Below are 15,418 nucleotides of genomic sequence, written 5' to 3'. Positions count from 1 at the left end.
CGCAAGACCGACCGGGGAGCGACCCGGGGCCGTCCGCGGTCCGCGCCCGCGCGCCGCGGCGCGCCGCCCCCCCGGAATCCGGTTGCGCGCCGCCGCGCGATCCCCTATCGCGGCCTCATGTCCGACGTCGCGACCTCCGCCGAGACCGATCTCCCGCCGCTGCTGCGCGGCGCGCCCGGAACCACCGAGTTCCGCAAGCTGCGCAAGCGCGTGGTCCGCGAGACGCGCGAGGCGATCGAGACCTACGGCATGGCCGTGAAGGGTCAGCGCTGGCTGGTCTGCCTCTCGGGCGGCAAGGACAGCTACACGCTGCTCGCGACCCTCGTGGAACTCCAGTGGCGCGGCCTGCTGCCGGTCGAGCTGCTGGCCTGCAACCTCGACCAGGGCCAGCCCGGCTTCCCCGCGACGGTCCTGCCCGAGTTCCTGACCCGGATGCAGGTCCCCCACCGGATCGAGCATCAGGACACCTACTCGATCGTGAAGGAGAAGGTGCCGGCCGGGCGCACCTACTGCGCGCTCTGCTCGCGCCTGCGCCGCGGCAACCTCTACCGCATCGCGCGGGAGGAGGGCTGCCAGGCCGTGGTGCTGGGCCACCACCGCGACGACATCCTCGAGACCTTCTTCCTCAACCTGTTCCACGGCGGCCGCCTCGCTTCCATGCCGCCGAAGCTGGTCAACGAGGACGGCGACCTGACGGTTCTGCGCCCGCTCGCCTTCGTGGCCGAGCAGGACTGCGAGCGCTATGCGCGGGCCATGGACTACCCGATCATCCCCTGCGACCTCTGCGGCAGCCAGGAGGGCCTCCAGCGCCAGCAGGTCAAGGCGATGCTCGACGAGTGGGAGCGCCGCTCCCCCGGCCGGCGCTCGGTGATGTTCCGGGCGCTGACCAACGTGCGGCCCTCGCATCTCGCCGACCCCGCGCTGTTCGACTTCGCCGGCCTGATGGCGGGCCTGGGCGCCGAGGCGGGCCCGACCCGCGCCGAGGCCCTGCCCGGCGGCGCGCTCGGCGACGGCTACGAGGCGCCGCCGCGCCTGAGGCCGCAGGCCGCCGAATAGGCCCGCCCTGCGGTCGCCTCGACACAGGAGTCCCGCCATGACCGACGCCGCCCCGCCCCGCGTGCTCGAGACCTGCCTCTACGCCGAGGACCTCGACGCCGCCGCGCGCTTCTACGGCGAGGCGCTGGGGCTGGAGATGATCCAGTCCGTCGAGGATCGCCACCGCTTCTTCCGCGCGGCGGGCGGGATGGTGTTCCTGTTCAACCCGCTGGCCACCGCGATCCCCGCCCCGGCCGACGCGCCGATCCGGGTGCCGCCCCACGGCGCCCATGGGCCGGGGCACGTCTGCTTCTCGGCCGAAGGGCCGGGGATCGAGGGGTGGGCTGCGCGGCTCGCCGAGCACGGGATCGAGATCGAGACCCGGATCGAGTGGCCCAACGGCGCCATCTCGATCTACTGCCGCGACCCCGCCGGCAATTCGGTCGAGTTCGCCGAGCCGAAGATCTGGGGCCTTTGAGCAGCCCCTCAGCGCGACCCCCTGGCCCGCCTCTGAAACGCATCGCCCCCGGCCGCGCGCTGGCGCGGCCGGGGGCGTGAGGCGGGCGCGCCCGCGCGGCGGGCGGCCCGGGGCGGGCGGAGGCCCCGGGATCCCGGGATCGGGCCCGCGCGATCAGGCGGCGACGGCGAACTCGATCCTGGTGCGCACGCCCACGTCCGGCTCGCCGCCCTTGATGTTGGCCTTGGCGATCTCCCAGCCGAACAGCGTGGCGCTGTCGGTCGAGGCCCAGACGTCGGCCTCGCGCAGGTCCATCTCCAGCATCACCAGGTCGGGATCGTCGCGGCCGTGCTCGAACCAGCTCGCCACCACCGGGTTCCACAGGTCGTCGAGCACCCGGTCGTCGCGGCGCTGGCGGATCGCGCCGGAGGCGCAGGCGTGGAAGTCGTGGTCGTCGCCCACCACCACGTAGCGCGCCGTGGCGCCCTGGCCGATTTCGCGCACCAGTTCGGCGTCGCGGCGGGTGACGAACCACAGCTTGCCCTTGGCGGGCTCGGCATGGTGGGACATCGGCTGAAGGTTCGCCTTCATGCCCTCGACCCCCAGCATCCCGGCGGTCACGTCGTCGAGCTCCTCCCAGAACAGGGCCTGGGGATTGCGTTCGGCCTTCTTGAGGTCGGTCATCTGGTCGCTCCCTTGCGCTTTCGGGCTCGGCCCCGCGTCCGGGGCCCTCGGGAACGGACCTGTCGCCCGGGATGGCGATTTCCGGGCAGGCGGCCGACGTTTCCACCCGCCGGCGCCTCGGTTCCATGAGGCGGGAGCGCGCCTGCGCCCCGGGCTGCGTGCGGCCCGCCCGACGGGGCCGGGCGGGCCGGGATCACCCGGCCGTCGCCGCCTCGGGCAGCATCAGCTTGCGGGCCTCGGCCAGCATGTAGTCTGGCAACGGCCTGGGCCTGCGCGAGGCGCCGTCGCAGTAGACGTGCACGTAGCGGCAGATGGCGTTCGCCCGCGCCTCATCCTCGCCGAACAGCGCCAGCCCGTAGGTGATCGAGGAGGAGCCGATCCGGTCGATCCGCATCCCCACCACCACGTTCTGCGGCCACTTCACCTCCGAGAGGTAGGAGCACTGCGTCTCGGCGATGATGCCGATGTAGGGGCCGTTGGGCAGGGTCAGCCCGCAGTCCCGGATCAGCCACAGGTTCACCACGGTGTCGAAATACTCGTAATAGACCGTGTTGTTCATGTGCAGGTACTGGTCGTTGTCCTTCAGACGGGTGGTCATCGGGACGAACCGGACGTACTGGTCGCGCAGCGGACGTTCGCGGGGCATCGGGGCTCCTTCTCTCGGGTCGGGGTTTCCTCCGGCCCTAGCCTTCGATGAAATCGGGGACGTTGTTAAGCTCGGCTTCGGTCGCACCCCGGCGCGCGCCCCGATGCGGGCTCAGGCGAGGAGGAAGTTCGCCGGGTCGTCGAGCTGCGCCGCGCTCAGCCCGTGGAACAGGACCGCGGGGCCGTCCTCCGGCGCCTCCACCCGCACGCCGTCCGCGACGTCGACGAAGGCGAGGTCGGCGGGGTCCGCGCCGGCCAGCGCGGCGCGGTCGAGGCCGGGCTCGAAGTCCAGCGCCTCGCCGCCCTGCGCGCCGAAGCGGAAGAGGTCGGCGCCGGGCCCGCCCGCGAGCCGGTCGAGGCCGCCGCCCCCGTCGAGGTCGTCGTCGCCCCCGCCGCCCCGGAGCAGGTCGTCGCCCTCCCCGCCCTCGAGCCGGTCGTCGCCCGCCTGGCCGGCCAGCTCGTCGTCGCCGTCCTGCCCGCGCAGCGTGTCGTCGCCGGCGGCGCCGAACAGGCGGTCGCGCCCCGCGCCGCCGTCGAGCGTGTCGCCTCCCGCGCCGCCGCGCAGCAGGTCGTCGCCGCCCTCGCCCCACAGGGCGTCGGCGCCGTCGCCGCCGTTCAGGCGGTCGTCGCCGTCGCCGCCGAACACGAGGTCCGAGCCCCCCTGCCCCGCGATCCGGTCGGGGCCGCCGTCGCCGTGGACCCGGTCGTCGCCCCCGCCCATCGCCGCCCGGTCGGCGCCGCCGCCGAGCGCGACGAAGCTCGCCCCGCGCCCGTCCCGGGCCCGGTCGGCGGCGTCGGTCAGGGCGAAGCCCTCGATATCCTCGAACGCGTCGCGGAACCGGCCGGGGAGCCGCACGAGCCCCGCCTCGACGTCGAGCCGCAGGCCCGCCTGCCGCGGGCCGAGGCCGAGCGCCGCGCCGAGCTGGGCGTAGTCGAGCCGGTCCTCCCCCGCGCCCCCGTCCAGCCGGTCGGCGCCCGCCGAGCCGTGCAGCCGGTCGTCGCCGCGCCCGCCCGCGATCACGTCGTCGCGCAGCCCGCCTTCCAGCGTGTCGTCGCCGCGCCCGCCCTCGACCCGCTGCGCCACCTGGGCGAGGGGGCGCATCGGGTCGCCGCCCGCGCCCACCGCCTCGACCGCCGCGCCCAGCAGGCGGCCGGCGCGGGCGCCGACGGCGACGAAGCGCCACTCGACCTCGCCGTCCGGCCGCTCGAGAAAGGCCGAGAGCGCGCGCGTCGCCCGCCCCTGCGCGTCCAGCCGCCAGGAGACGGTCAGCGTGCGGGCGAAGACCAGGAACGGATCCTCGGGGCCCTGGAGGGTCTGGAGCGCCTCGCGGCCGTCGGGCCGGGGCCGCAGGGGGCCGACCTGCGGCGAAAGGACGGCGAGCCCGTCCAGCGCCGCCTGGGCCGTGTAGCGCACCGCGCCCGGCGGATCGCCCGCCCGTATCGTCAGCCTCGCCATGGGGCCGGCCTTTCCGCGCCGCCCCGCGCTCCGCCGCCCACCCTGCACGGGGCGTGGCGCACGATCAACCCTTGCGTGCGTCTCCCGCCCGCACCCGCCCGCACCGCGAGCATCAGGCGCCCGCGGCGGCTTTCCCCGGCGGGCGTCGGCGGCTAGACACGGAGGCGAGGTCGCGGCGCAGACACGAGGGGCGGGCAGGCATGATCCGGGGCATTCTCTTCGACAAGGACGGCACCCTGCTGGACTTCGAGGCCACCTGGCGCGGCTTCGTCGAGGACTCGCTGGCCGCCGTCGCCCCCGACGACCTGGAGCTGCGCGCCCTGCTGGGCGACCTGGCGGGCCTGGACCCCGCGACGCGGCGGTTCCGCGCCGGCTCGCCGGTGGTCGCGGGCTCGACGGCGGAGGTGGCGGCGCTCTGGGCCCCGCACCTGCCCGGGCGCGACGCGGCGGAGCTGGAGGCGGAGATCGACGACCGCGCCGCCGCCGCGGTGCTGGACGGGCCCACGGCCGCGGCGCCGGACCTGCCGGGGCTGCTGGACGGCTTGCGCGCCCGCGGGCTGGCGCTGGGCGTGGCGACCCACGATTCCGAGCGGGCGGCCCGCGCCCACATGCGCAGCCTCGGCGCGCTGGACCGCTTCGACTTCATCGCCGGCTACGACAGCGGCCACGGGCTGAAGCCGGGGCCGGGGATGGTGCTGGCCTTCGCCGCCGCCGCCGGGCTGGACCCGCGCGAGGTGGCGATGATCGGCGACAGCCTGCACGACCTGGGCGCGGGCCGCGCGGCAGGCGCGGGGCTGGTGGTGGGCGTGCTGACCGGGCCGGCGGAGGCGCATGAGCTCGCCCCCCACGCCGACCACGTGCTCGGCTCCATCGTCGAGCTGCCGGACCTGCTGGAGCGGCTGGGGCGGGCCTGAGGGCAGGCCTGAGGGCGGGCCTCGGGTCGGGGCCGCGCCGGCCCGCCGCGGGGGCGGCCGCGAACGCGCCGGGCCCCGGCGAGGGACCCGCTGCGTCGAGGCCCGCCGGGGACGGGCCGAATGGGTCGGGGCTTTCCCGCATCCGGGCCCTTCGCAGGGCCCGCCGGATCACTCGGCCGCGGGCTCGGACCGGGTCTCGTCAGGCGCCAGCGAGCCGAGCGCGGTGCTCAGGCCGGCCAGCGGACGGTCGCCCGGCGCGGCCTCGGTCTCCAGCGTGAAGCCGGAGCCGCCGGGCATCATCGAGACCTCCGCGTCGGAGGGACGCGAGGGCCGCTCGGCCAGGCGCTGGACCGGAGTCTCTGTGGGGCTGGAGGCGACCTCGACCGAGGCGACGTCAAGCGTCACCTCGGCGCCCGGGCACTCGTCGCCGCGGGCGATGCAGTAGGTCAGGCGCTGGAGGCCGGCGCAGTCGGTCCCGGCCTGGTAGACCACCCGGTCGCCGGAGCGATAGGCGACGCCGCAGGCCGGCGCGGTCATGATCAGCACCCGTCGGCCGTCGCCCTCCACCGCGCCGCGGTCGTTGGCGACAACGTCGATGGCGTAGGCGTCGCCGGCGGCGAGCGCGACCACGTCGTCACGGGGATGGATGCCGGGTCCGGCGCCGAAGCGCTCCATGAGATCGCCGCTCTGGACCACGGCGCCCAGGGCGATTGTCAAGACGACTCCGGTCAGAATCGTCATCAGTCTGTCGTCACCACGCACGCAACTCACTCCACCGCATGCACGCACACAACACGCTCGATACACTGCTGAAGATTAACGTCGCGCTTCTATGAACGCCAGTGAAATCGTTCACGCAATCTTCAGATACTGCCTGCCGGCGGCCGACTCATCGGCCCGTTGCACAGTCTGTCCAGACAATAGTAACGTCGATCGCCGCGCCGCGCGACCCTCCGCGCATCTTTCCGCAAAATTCGGAGCCTGCTGATGAAATTCGGTCTCGGCCAGCCCATTCGTCGTCGCGAGGACGTGCGTTTCCTGAAAGGCGAAGGCCGCTATGTGGACGACATCCACGCCGCCGGCGACCTGCACGCGTATTTCCTGCGCTCGCCCGCCGGTCACGCCCGAATCGCCTCGCTCGACGTCTCCGCCGCGCGCGAGGCCGAGGGGGTGAGGCTGGTGCTGACCTGGGCCGAGATCGAGGGCCGGCTGAACCCGCTGACCAACGACTTCCCGCTGGAGAGCACCGGCGAGGGCGTCGAGCCGGCGAAGCCCGTGGCCATGCCCCACCTCGCCAGGGAGCGCGTGCGCTTCGTCGGCCAGCCGGTGGCGATGATCGTGGCCGAGACCCTCGCCCAGGCCCGCGACGCCGCCGAGCTGATCGAGCTGGACCTCGAGGAGCTGCCCGTCGTCGTCGGCCAGCGCGAGGCGCTGGAGCCCGGCGCGCCGCAGCTCCATGACGAGGCGCCGGGCAACCTCTCCTACGACTGGGGGATGGGCGACGCCGAGGCGACCGACGCGGCCTTCGCCAGGGCCGCGAAGACCGTCTCGGTCGAGGTGGTCAACAACCGCATCGTGGTCGCCTCGCTCGAGCCGCGCGCCGCCCGCATCGGCTGGGACGGCGCGCGGTGGGAGATCCATGCGGGCACCCAGGGGTCCCACAACCTGCGCGGCAAGCTCGCCCGCCAGCTGGGCGTGGACGCGGGGACCATCCGCGTGCTGACCCCCGACGTGGGCGGCGGCTTCGGCATGAAGCTGCAGGCCCACCCCGAGGACGCGCTGATCGCGATCGGGGCCAGGGACCTCGGCGCCGTGATCCGCTGGACCGCGGACCGCTCGGAGGCGTTCCTGTCCGACGCCCAGGGCCGGGACCTGCTGACGCTGGCCGAGGGCGCCTTCGACGCGGACGGCAAGGTGCTGGCGATGCGTTTCCGCTCGGTCTCGAACCTGGGCGCCTACTACTCGACCTTCGGCGCGGCCATCCACACCTTCTTCTCGGTGCCGATCTCGGGGGGCATGTACGACGTGCCGGTCTGGCGGCACGAGGTGAAGGGCGCCTTCACCAACACCGTGCCCACCGACGCCTACCGCGGCGCCGGGCGGCCGGAGATGATCCACATCACCGAGCAGCTGATGGAGACCGCCGCCCGCGCCTTCGGGGCCGACCGGGCCGAGTTCCGCAAGCGCAACCTGATCACCTCGGACCAGACGCCCTACACCAACCACGGCGGCTGCGTCTTCGACAGCGCCGACCCCGCGCGCAACGTCGACGACGCCACCGCCGCCGCCGACTGGGCGGGCTTCGAGGCGCGCCGGGCCGAGGCCGCGGCCCGCGGCAAGCTCGCCGGCATCGCCGCGGTCTACTACTTCGAGCGCACCGGCGGCGGCCCCGCGGAGAGCGCGCTGATGGACGTGAAGCCGGACGGGGAGATCACGCTCGCCGTCGGCACCCAGTCCACCGGCCAGGGCCACGAGACGGTGTGGCCCCAGATCGTGCATGAGGAGCTGGGCGTCGACCCGATGAAGATCCGCCTGCTGGCAGGCGATTCCGACGTGCTGACCGCGGTCGGGGGCACCGGCGGCTCGCGCTCGCTGATCATGGCGAGCCGGGTTCTGATGCTGGCGGCCAAGGACGTGGTCGACAAGGCCATGGACGGCGCCTCGGCCCTGCTCGAGGCGGCCAGGGCCGACATCGAATACTCGGTCGAGGACGGCGGGCGCTTCCGGATCAAGGGCACCGACCGCTCGGTCACGCTGTTCGAGGCGGCGGGGCAGATGGGCGGCGTGCAGGGACTGGGCGAGGTCAACGACCGCGTCGCCACCTTCCCCAACGGCTGCCACGTGGCGGAGGTGGAGCTCGACCCCGAGACCGGCGCGGTGGAGATCACCCGCTACTCGATCGCCGACGATTTCGGGAAGATCGTCAACCCGCTGCTGGTCGAGGGCCAGGTGCATGGCGGGCTGGTGCAGGGCGCGGGCCAGGTGATGGGCGAGGTGATGGTCTTCGACCCCGACACCGCGCAGCCGCTGTCGGGGACCTTCATGGACTACCGGATGCCGCGGGCCTCGGACTTCCCGCCGATCTCGTTCAAGCTCAACGAGATCCCCTGCACCACCAACCCGCTGGGGGTGAAGGGCTGCGGCGAGGCCGGCGCGGTCGGCGCGATCCCGGCGCTGGCGCTGGCGATCCAGGACGCGCTGCTGGCGGCGGGCGTCGAGGCGGCCGCCCCCCCGTTCACCCCGGTGCGGGTCTGGAGCTACCTCAACGCCGCCTGAGACGGCGGCGCGGGGGCGCGGGGGTCGGCGCGGCGCCGCCTGCCCCGTCGCCGCGCGGGCGAGCCGCCGGCGCTGAAACCAGCAAGGCGCGCCCCGCGGGGCGCGCCTTGCGTCATTCCGGGGCCGGCTCTCGGACCATCGGTCCGGGCGCTCCGCGCCACGCCACGGCGGGCGAGGGATGGGGGCCGCGGACGTCCTACCGGGCGATCCACGTCGCGCGTCCGTCCTGCGCCGGGCGACCTGCGGCTTGCGACGGGCGGGCGGGCGGGACCGCCAAGGTCCCTGTCCCGGCCGCGCCGCGGCGTGCGGCTCAGGCGACGGCGGCCATGGTCAGGCGCACGGCGCCGTCGCCGGCGGCGGCGCGGTCGGCCGGCGTCCAGGCGCCCTCGCCGCAGGCGCAGGCGGCGTTGCGCGGCAGGCGGCCGTCGGCCACCAGTTCGAAGGACAGGCGGCCGCCCTCGTCGCTGAGCACCAGCATCGCCTGGGGCCGGGCGCCGCCGCCCTGCGCCTCGAAGGCCGCGGCCGCGGCGCGCACGCCCTCGGCCAGGCGGGCGGCCGAGGCGGCGGCCTCCGCCTCCGACACGCCGGCGCGCGCCAGGGCGCCGCCAGCCCACAGCTCGGCCTGCTCGGCGGCCTCGGGGCCGCAATCCATGAAGATCAGGTCACGCATCTCTGTCCAACGCTCCGCTCGTTCCTGCGGCCGGTTCCCTGCCGCGCCGCTTCCCACGGGTTCGATGTGCCACGTCGGGGGTAAATGAGGCGCAAACCGGGCGGAGGATGGGAGCAATCCGAGGCATTCGATCCGGGATCCGTAGCATCGCCGGATCGGCGCCGGACGGGCGCCGGACCGCCTCCGCCCCGGCGCCCGGGCGCCCGGGTCCCGGCGCCGCGCCGCCGCTTTCGCTGCATCGCAGCGATTCTGCCGGCCGCATCGCCGCCTCTTGCACCGGGGCCCCCTCGCCCCCCACTTTCCGGGTCCCCGCCCCCGTCCGGAGATCTCCCGGCCCCTCCGGGCCGCCGCCATGACCGAGCCCGCCTCCCCTCCCCGCCCCCCGCGCACCCATGTCTTCATCGTCGACGGGACCCTGTCCTCGCTGGAACCGGGGCAGGAGACCCATGCCGGCCGCCTGTTCCGGATGCTGACCCGGGGCGGGCCGCGCGCGGGCCTGCGGGTCGACCACCATCCCGGCGTGCAGGGGCGCGGGCCGAGGGGCTGGCTGCGGGCGGCGATCGGGCTGGGGCTGAACGACGCGATCCTCGACGGCTACGCGCGGCTGTCGTCGCGCTGGCGGCCGGGGGACCGGATCTTCCTCTACGGCTATTCCCGGGGCGCCTACGCGGTGCGCTCGCTGGCCGGGCTGATCGGCTTCGTGGGCCTGCTGCGCCCCGAGCGGGCGATCCAGCGGCGGGTGGAGCGGTCCTTCCGCCTCTACGAAGCCGGCGACCGCGACCGGGCGGCGGCGTTCCGCGCCCTGCACGGCCACCCCGAGCCCGCGCTGATCGACGTGATCGGGGTCTGGGACACGGTGAAGGCGCTGGGCATTCCCTGGCCGGTGCTGTCCTTCCTGCACCCGATGGCGACCGAGTTCCACGACCACCACCTCGGCTCTCACGTCGGCCACGGGCTGCACGCGCTGGCGCTGGACGAGGACCGGGTGGCGTTTCGGCCGGAGATCTGGCGGCTCGACCACCTGCACCCGGGTCGGGTCGAGCAGGTCTGGTTCCCCGGCGCCCATGGCGACGTCGGCGGGCATATCGGCCATTTCCAGGCCGCCCGTCCGCTGGCCGACCTGTCGCTGAACTGGATGCTGGAGCGGTCGGAGGCCCTGGGGCTGCCCCTGCCCCCCGACTGGCGCGAGCGGGTCATGCCCGACGCCACCGCGCCGATGCGCGGCGCGCGGCGCGGCTCGGGCCAGATGTTCGTGATCCGCGAGCGTCGCCGCGTGCATCCCGAGAACGGCGAGGTCCTGCACCCCGCCGCGGCCCTGCGCATGGTGCGCCTGGGCTACCGCCCGCTGGCGCGGGGCGTGGCGCCGCCCCTGCCCGAGCCCCCGGCCCCCGAACAGGCCTGAGGCCCCCCTCGCCCCGCCGCGAGGCGCGATCCGCCGCCCGAGACCGCCCGCTGCGGCTGTTCGCCGGCCGGTTGCCGCCACGAAAAGTTGCGCAGCCCCGCGGCCCGTGCCTATCCTTCGGCTTCCGGTCAGGAGCGTCCGCCGCGATGAGCGAGCCCATCGAACCGCTGGAGATCACCCCGACCCTGCTTCTGCGGGCCTATTCGGCCGGCGTGTTCCCGATGGCCCAGTCGGCGGACGCGGACGACATCTTCTGGGTCGACCCCAAGCGGCGCGGAATCCTGCCGCTCGACGGGCTGCACGTGCCGAAAAGCCTCGCCAAGCGGATGAAGCGCGACGGGCACGTCTGCACCGTGGACCGCGCGTTCGAGCAGGTGCTCGACGGCTGCGCGGCGCGCGAGGAGACCTGGATCAACCCCGAGATCCGCGAGCTCTACGGCACGCTGCACCGGCTGGGCTACGCCCATTCGGTCGAGATCTGGATGGACGGCGAACTGGCGGGCGGCCTCTACGGCGTGCAGCTCGGCGCGGCGTTCTTCGGGGAGTCGATGTTCTCGACCCGCACCGACGCCTCCAAGATCGCGCTGGTGTGGCTGGTGGCGCGGCTGCGGGCGGGCGGATTCAAGCTGCTCGACACGCAGTTCGTGACCGCCCACCTCAGCCGCCTGGGCGCGATCGAGATCTCCCGCGCCCGCTACCACCAGATGCTGGAGGAGGCGGTGAAGTCGCGGGCCGACTTCTACTCGCTGCCCGGCGACGCCTCGCCCGGCCTCGCGTTGCAGCTCAGCACCCAGACGTCGTAGCGCGCGTGGTCCATGGCCGACAGCGCGGGGGAGGAGGCGAACATCCACCCCGCGAAGCGCGGCGCATCCTCGCGCAGGTCGCGGATCTCGAGATAGGCGAAGGCGTCCTGGCGGACGTCCTCCTCCGGCGCGCGGCACGTCAGCAGCGCGAGCTCCAGCCGGTCCTCGACCCGGGTCTCGCCGACCTTGAGGTCGATCTCGTCCACCTGGCCGGTCATCTTGTCGAGGACCTTGAGCCGCGCCCCCTCCATCGCGACCGAAGGCCGGCGCTCGGGCTTGGGCGGCTCGTATTCGCGCAGGCGTCCGGCCTCGTCCCGGGGGACCTGGCGGAAGTTGTCGTTCAACGAGCCGCGGTCGCCCGCGGGCACGTCGCGCCCGGGCGTGACCTCCTCGAGGCCCATCGGCCCCTGGGTGTTCTGCAGCGCGGCCCCCTGGGCGCCGGGCAGCGCGCTTTCGGGCGCGGCGCGGCGCTCGGTCCAGGTCTCGATGCCCGAGGGGGCCTGGGCCAGCGAGATCGTGGGCGAGGTCGCCCCCTGGGCCTGGGCCAGGGCCAGCGCAGGGGCCGAGACGGCCAGCGCCAGAAGCAGGCCCGCGCGGGGCCGCCAGCGGCGGGGGATGCGGATCGGTCCGAGGGTCATTCGGCTCTCTCCAGTCGCGCGCGAAAGCGCAGACGCACGTAGTCGGCGGTCCAGTTCCCGGCGCCGTCGCGCAGGGCGGGGGCGGCGAGGGCGGCGACCCGGGCGCGGGCGGCCTCGCGCCGCGCTTCGGGGAGCTTGGCCAGCGCCGGGGCGGCCAGCACGGCCAGCCACTGCTCCATCCCCGCGGCGACGGGGGTGGGGCGGGGGATCAGCTCGATGGTTTCCACGACGAAGCCCGCGGCTTCCAGCGCCGCCGTCTGCTCGGCGGGCGAGGGGAAGCGCCAGACGTCGTGGAGCGTGGTGCTCACGCCTTCCTCGGCCAGCACCGCGATCAGGGCGGTGCGGATGGCGGCCACGTTGCCCATGCCCCCCTGCTCGGCCACGAAGCGGCCGCCGGGGACGAGGGCGCGGGCCACGCCGGCGAGCACGGCTTCGGCGTCCGTCATCCAGTGCAGGGCGGCGTTGGAGAAGACGGCGTCGAACTCGCGCGCGAAGGTCAGCGCGGCGGCGTCCATCACCTGCGCCTCGATCCCGCGCGCCCGGGCGGCGGCGACCATGTCGGGCGAGGCGTCGACGCCGGTGACGCGCGCGCCCGCCTCGGCCAGCCGCGCCGTCAGCGCGCCGTCGCCGCAGCCGAGGTCCAGGATCCGCTCGCCCGGGCGCGGATCGAGCAGCGCCGCCACCGGCGCGCCGAGGTCCGAGACGAACCGCGCGGCCCGGGCATAGCCCCTGGCGTCCCAGTGGTCGGGGGCGGCCTGTTCAGGAGCGGGGGCGCGGGTCAATCCGAGGCCCCCGCCGAGGAGATCGCCCGCCCCACCAGGTCCATCAGGTTCACCGAGCCCTGGGTGTAGAGGATCTCCTCCCCCGGGGCGAGCATCAGGTCCGAGCCGCCCGGCGTGATCGCGACGTAATTGCCGCCCAGCAGGCCTTCGGACTGGATGGCGGCGTCGGAGTCGTCGGGCAGCTTCACCGACCCGTCGATGCTGAGCATGGCGACGGCCTGGTAGGTGGAGGGATCGAGCTCCAGAGAGGACACCGATCCGACCTTCACTCCGGCGATCTTGACGTCGGCGCCGACCGACACACCTTCGACCTTGCGGAACGCGGCCTTGAGCTCGTAGCGGTCCGAGCCGCCGGGCCCCAGGTCCGCGGTCTGGGCGCCGTAGACGAGGAATCCGGCGGCCACCGCGATCACCGCCGCCCCGATCAGGGTCTCCGCCGCGCTGCTCGCCATCGTGTTCCTTTCCGCGCCCGGGCGCGCCTGCCTGCTTCGTCGCCTGCCCGGGGATCACAGGACCCGGGCGAAATTTCGGCGGCAGGTTGCCGCCTGCGGGCGGATTGCGCAATCCGCGACGCCGCCGCAGCCCCGCACGCGCCCTGCGCGGCGCCCGTACGGCCGCGCGCACGGGGTCTCGAGCCCTCGCAGATGGGCGCCCTCGCGCGCAGCGCAACCCCCCGGGGCCCGGCGCCGCCCGCCCCCGGGCGCCCGGAACGCCCCCCCTCGCGAAGCGCCTGTTCCCCGGAGCCGTCCGTCGCGGATGCCGGAAAGAGCGACTCGCCCCCTCCGGTCAAGGATCGCGCAGCGACCCCGCGAAGCGGGGCTTGTCCTTGACCGGAGGGGGCGAGTCGCTCAGGCATCCATCGGCGACGGACGGCTGCGGGGAACAGGCGCGGCCCTGTTCCCGGGTGAGTCAGGAGCCCGCCGGAGGCTTCCGCCCTCCCCCGATCCAGGCGCCCCGCCCCCCCAAGGCCCAAGCCCGCCCGCAGGGCGCCTCCGGACCCGGGAGACGGCCTTGCGTCAGATCTTCTGGTCGTACTCCCCGACCGTCGGCTCGGTGCGGATGATCGCGTCGAGGTCCTCGAAGATCGCGCGCATCTCGGCCTCGGAGTCCGGGCTCTCGCAGACCACCACCAGGTTGGGGGTGTTCGAGGAGGCGCGCACCAGGCCCCAGGCCCCGTTCTCCAGCATCAGGCGGGCGCCGTTGACGGTGATCGCCTCGACGATTTTCCGGCCCGCCAGGCTCTCGCCCGCCTGCGCCATCGCGGTCAGCGTCGCGGCCAGCCGGTCGATGACGCCGTATTTCTCCCCGTCCGGGCAGAACGGCGACATGGTCGGCGTCGACCAGGTCTTGGGCAGCGCGTGCTTGAGGTCGGACATCGACTTGGTCGGATTGCGGTCCAGCGCCTTGCAGATCTCCACCGCAACCCGCATCCCGCAGTCGTAGCCGCGCCCGATCGGCTCGGCGAGGAAGTAGTGGCCCGACTTCTCGAAGCCGGCCAGCGCCCCCAGCTCCTTCACCCGCCGCTTCATGTGGGAGTGGCCGGTCTTCCAGTAATCCGCCTTGATCCCGTGCGCCTTCAGCTCGGGGTCCGAGGCGAAGAGCCCGGTCGATTTCACGTCCGCGACGAAGGTCGCGCCGGGGTGCATCGGCGCCAGGTCGCGCGCCAGGATCACGCCCACCTTGTCGGCGAAGATCTCGTCGCCCTCGTCGTCCACCACCCCGCAGCGGTCGCCGTCCCCGTCGAAGCCCAGCGCCAGGTCGGCCCCGCTCTCCCGCACCGCCCGGGACATGTCATGGAGCATCTCCATCGCCTCGGGGTTGGGGTTGTAGTTGGGAAAGTCGTAGTCCAGCCCGCAGTGCAGCGGCACGACCTCGGCCCCGATGCGCGCCAGCAGCTCAGGCGCGAAATGCGAGGCGGTGCCGTTCCCGCAGGCGCAGACGACCTTCAGCGGGCGCGAGAGCTTGAAGTCCCCGACCAGGTCGTCGAGATAGGCCTCGCGCACCCCGTCGACCCGCCTGATCGAGCCGCCGGGCCGCTCCACGCCCTCGCCGTTCAGCACGATCGCCTTCAGGCGCGCCATCTCGTCCGGCCCGTGGGTCAGGGGCCTGTGGAAGCCCATCTTCACCCCGGTCCAGCCGTTGGGATTGTGCGAGGCGGTGACCATCGCCACCGCCGCATCCAGGTGGAACTGCGCGAAATAGGCCATCGGCGAGACCGCGGGCCCGATGTCCAGCACCTCGATCCCCGCCTGCATCAGCCCCAGCATCAGCGCGTTCTTGATGCTCAGCGAATAGGAGCGGTAGTCGTTGCCCACCGCGATGCGCAGCGGCACGCCGGCCTCGTGCATCTGCGTGCCCAGCCCCAGGCCCAGCGCGGTCATGCCGGGCAGGTTGATCTCCTGCGGGAAGCGCCAGCGGGCGTCGTACTCGCGGAAGCCCGTGGGCACGATCATCGGCTCGCGCAGCTCGTCCCAGGTGTTGGCGGCGACGGCGGGAAGCGGCTTGGGCATCTGTTGCTCCGGGAGGTCTTCGGGCCTGCGGCGCGCCGGGCGACGCCCTGCGCGAGAGGTTTTATGGCCCGCCCGGCCCGGCATTGCGAGCGTCTATGCGGCGCCGCGGCAAGGCGCCCGGGGGCCGTTCATCGCCGCCTCATCGC

At 74.2% G+C, this 15,418-nt stretch carries 15 protein-coding genes; 6 read left to right on the top strand and 9 right to left on the bottom strand.

Translation table 11 applies throughout. From position 1 onward, the window contains the following. The first annotated feature begins 117 nt into the window (after nucleotides 1–117). Together ttcA and BM064_RS23850 are read left to right on the top strand one after the other, a co-directional pair. Complete coding sequence (ttcA, locus tag BM064_RS23855) at nucleotides 118–1,056, top strand: tRNA 2-thiocytidine(32) synthetase TtcA (protein ID WP_092865121.1); 939 nt, start codon at nucleotides 118–120, stop codon at nucleotides 1,054–1,056. A gap of 37 nt (nucleotides 1,057–1,093) precedes the next feature. Continuing rightward, complete coding sequence (locus BM064_RS23850; protein ID WP_092865118.1) at nucleotides 1,094–1,513, top strand: VOC family protein; 420 nt, start codon at nucleotides 1,094–1,096, stop codon at nucleotides 1,511–1,513. 153 nt (nucleotides 1,514–1,666) lie between these two features. Here the strand turns inward: BM064_RS23850 and BM064_RS23845 are convergent, their stop codons facing one another. The 3 genes from BM064_RS23845 to BM064_RS28405 form a co-directional block, all read right to left on the bottom strand. Beyond that, nucleotides 1,667–2,176, bottom strand: coding sequence for a pyridoxamine 5'-phosphate oxidase family protein (locus tag BM064_RS23845; protein ID WP_092865115.1), 510 nt, complete (start codon nucleotides 2,174–2,176; stop codon nucleotides 1,667–1,669). 193 nt (nucleotides 2,177–2,369) lie between these two features. Then, complete coding sequence (locus tag BM064_RS23840) at nucleotides 2,370–2,822, bottom strand: acyl-CoA thioesterase (RefSeq protein ID WP_092865111.1); 453 nt, start codon at nucleotides 2,820–2,822, stop codon at nucleotides 2,370–2,372. A gap of 111 nt (nucleotides 2,823–2,933) precedes the next feature. Further along, the gene (locus BM064_RS28405; RefSeq protein ID WP_092865108.1) at nucleotides 2,934–4,277 is read right to left on the bottom strand and encodes a calcium-binding protein; all 1,344 of its coding nucleotides are present in this window, start codon (nucleotides 4,275–4,277) and stop codon (nucleotides 2,934–2,936) included. Between the two features lie 200 nt (nucleotides 4,278–4,477). On the opposite strand from BM064_RS28405, the gene BM064_RS23830 reads away from it, so the two are divergent. Next, nucleotides 4,478–5,191 (top strand): HAD family hydrolase, encoded by a 714-nt coding sequence (locus tag BM064_RS23830; RefSeq protein WP_092865105.1) that lies wholly within the window; start codon nucleotides 4,478–4,480, stop codon nucleotides 5,189–5,191. A 168-nt stretch (nucleotides 5,192–5,359) separates the two neighbouring features. On the opposite strand, the gene BM064_RS23825 is transcribed toward BM064_RS23830, so the two are convergent. Continuing rightward, entirely contained in the window at nucleotides 5,360–5,932 is a 573-nt protein-coding gene (locus BM064_RS23825) for a hypothetical protein (RefSeq protein ID WP_092865102.1), read from the bottom strand. A 246-nt stretch (nucleotides 5,933–6,178) separates the two neighbouring features. On the opposite strand from BM064_RS23825, the gene BM064_RS23820 reads away from it, so the two are divergent. Then, nucleotides 6,179–8,467 (top strand): xanthine dehydrogenase family protein molybdopterin-binding subunit, encoded by a 2,289-nt coding sequence (locus tag BM064_RS23820; protein WP_092865099.1) that lies wholly within the window; start codon nucleotides 6,179–6,181, stop codon nucleotides 8,465–8,467. A 310-nt stretch (nucleotides 8,468–8,777) separates the two neighbouring features. Here the strand turns inward: BM064_RS23820 and BM064_RS23815 are convergent, their stop codons facing one another. Then, nucleotides 8,778–9,137, bottom strand: a complete 360-nt coding sequence (locus tag BM064_RS23815; protein ID WP_092865096.1) for a hypothetical protein — start codon at nucleotides 9,135–9,137, stop codon at nucleotides 8,778–8,780. A 352-nt stretch (nucleotides 9,138–9,489) separates the two neighbouring features. Here BM064_RS23815 and BM064_RS23810 point away from each other — a divergent pair, with 352 nt between their 5' ends. Both BM064_RS23810 and aat read left to right on the top strand, forming a co-directional pair. Next, nucleotides 9,490–10,539, top strand: coding sequence for a DUF2235 domain-containing protein (locus BM064_RS23810; RefSeq protein WP_092865093.1), 1,050 nt, complete (start codon nucleotides 9,490–9,492; stop codon nucleotides 10,537–10,539). A gap of 146 nt (nucleotides 10,540–10,685) precedes the next feature. Continuing rightward, entirely contained in the window at nucleotides 10,686–11,342 is a 657-nt protein-coding gene (gene aat / locus BM064_RS23805; protein WP_245779270.1) for a leucyl/phenylalanyl-tRNA--protein transferase, read from the top strand. On the opposite strand, the gene BM064_RS23800 is transcribed toward aat, so the two are convergent. The 4 genes from BM064_RS23800 to BM064_RS23785 all read right to left on the bottom strand — a co-directional run bounded on the left by BM064_RS23800 (nucleotide 11,279) and on the right by BM064_RS23785 (nucleotide 15,272). After that, nucleotides 11,279–11,980 carry a DUF2155 domain-containing protein gene (locus BM064_RS23800; RefSeq protein ID WP_092865090.1) on the bottom strand — a complete coding sequence of 234 codons (702 nt, stop codon included), beginning with the start codon at nucleotides 11,978–11,980 and terminating at the stop codon, nucleotides 11,279–11,281. The genes aat and BM064_RS23800 overlap by 64 nt on opposite strands. Then, complete coding sequence (locus tag BM064_RS23795) at nucleotides 11,977–12,762, bottom strand: class I SAM-dependent methyltransferase (protein WP_092865087.1); 786 nt, start codon at nucleotides 12,760–12,762, stop codon at nucleotides 11,977–11,979. Before BM064_RS23795 ends, BM064_RS23800 begins: the two co-directional genes overlap by 4 nt. Beyond that, nucleotides 12,759–13,214, bottom strand: coding sequence for an outer membrane lipid asymmetry maintenance protein MlaD (gene mlaD, locus BM064_RS23790; protein ID WP_092865084.1), 456 nt, complete (start codon nucleotides 13,212–13,214; stop codon nucleotides 12,759–12,761). Before mlaD ends, BM064_RS23795 begins: the two co-directional genes overlap by 4 nt. A gap of 564 nt (nucleotides 13,215–13,778) precedes the next feature. After that, nucleotides 13,779–15,272: a phosphomannomutase/phosphoglucomutase gene (locus tag BM064_RS23785; protein ID WP_092865082.1), complete on the bottom strand. Its 1,494-nt coding sequence runs from the start codon at nucleotides 15,270–15,272 to the stop codon at nucleotides 13,779–13,781. Nucleotides 15,273–15,418: the final 146 nt, after the last annotated feature.

The sequence above is a fragment of the Albimonas pacifica genome (assembly GCF_900113695.1).
Classification (GTDB): Bacteria; Pseudomonadota; Alphaproteobacteria; order Rhodobacterales; family Rhodobacteraceae; genus Albimonas; species Albimonas pacifica.
Note: the sequence above shows the minus strand (reverse complement) of the source record. Positions and strands in the feature narration are given on the sequence as shown.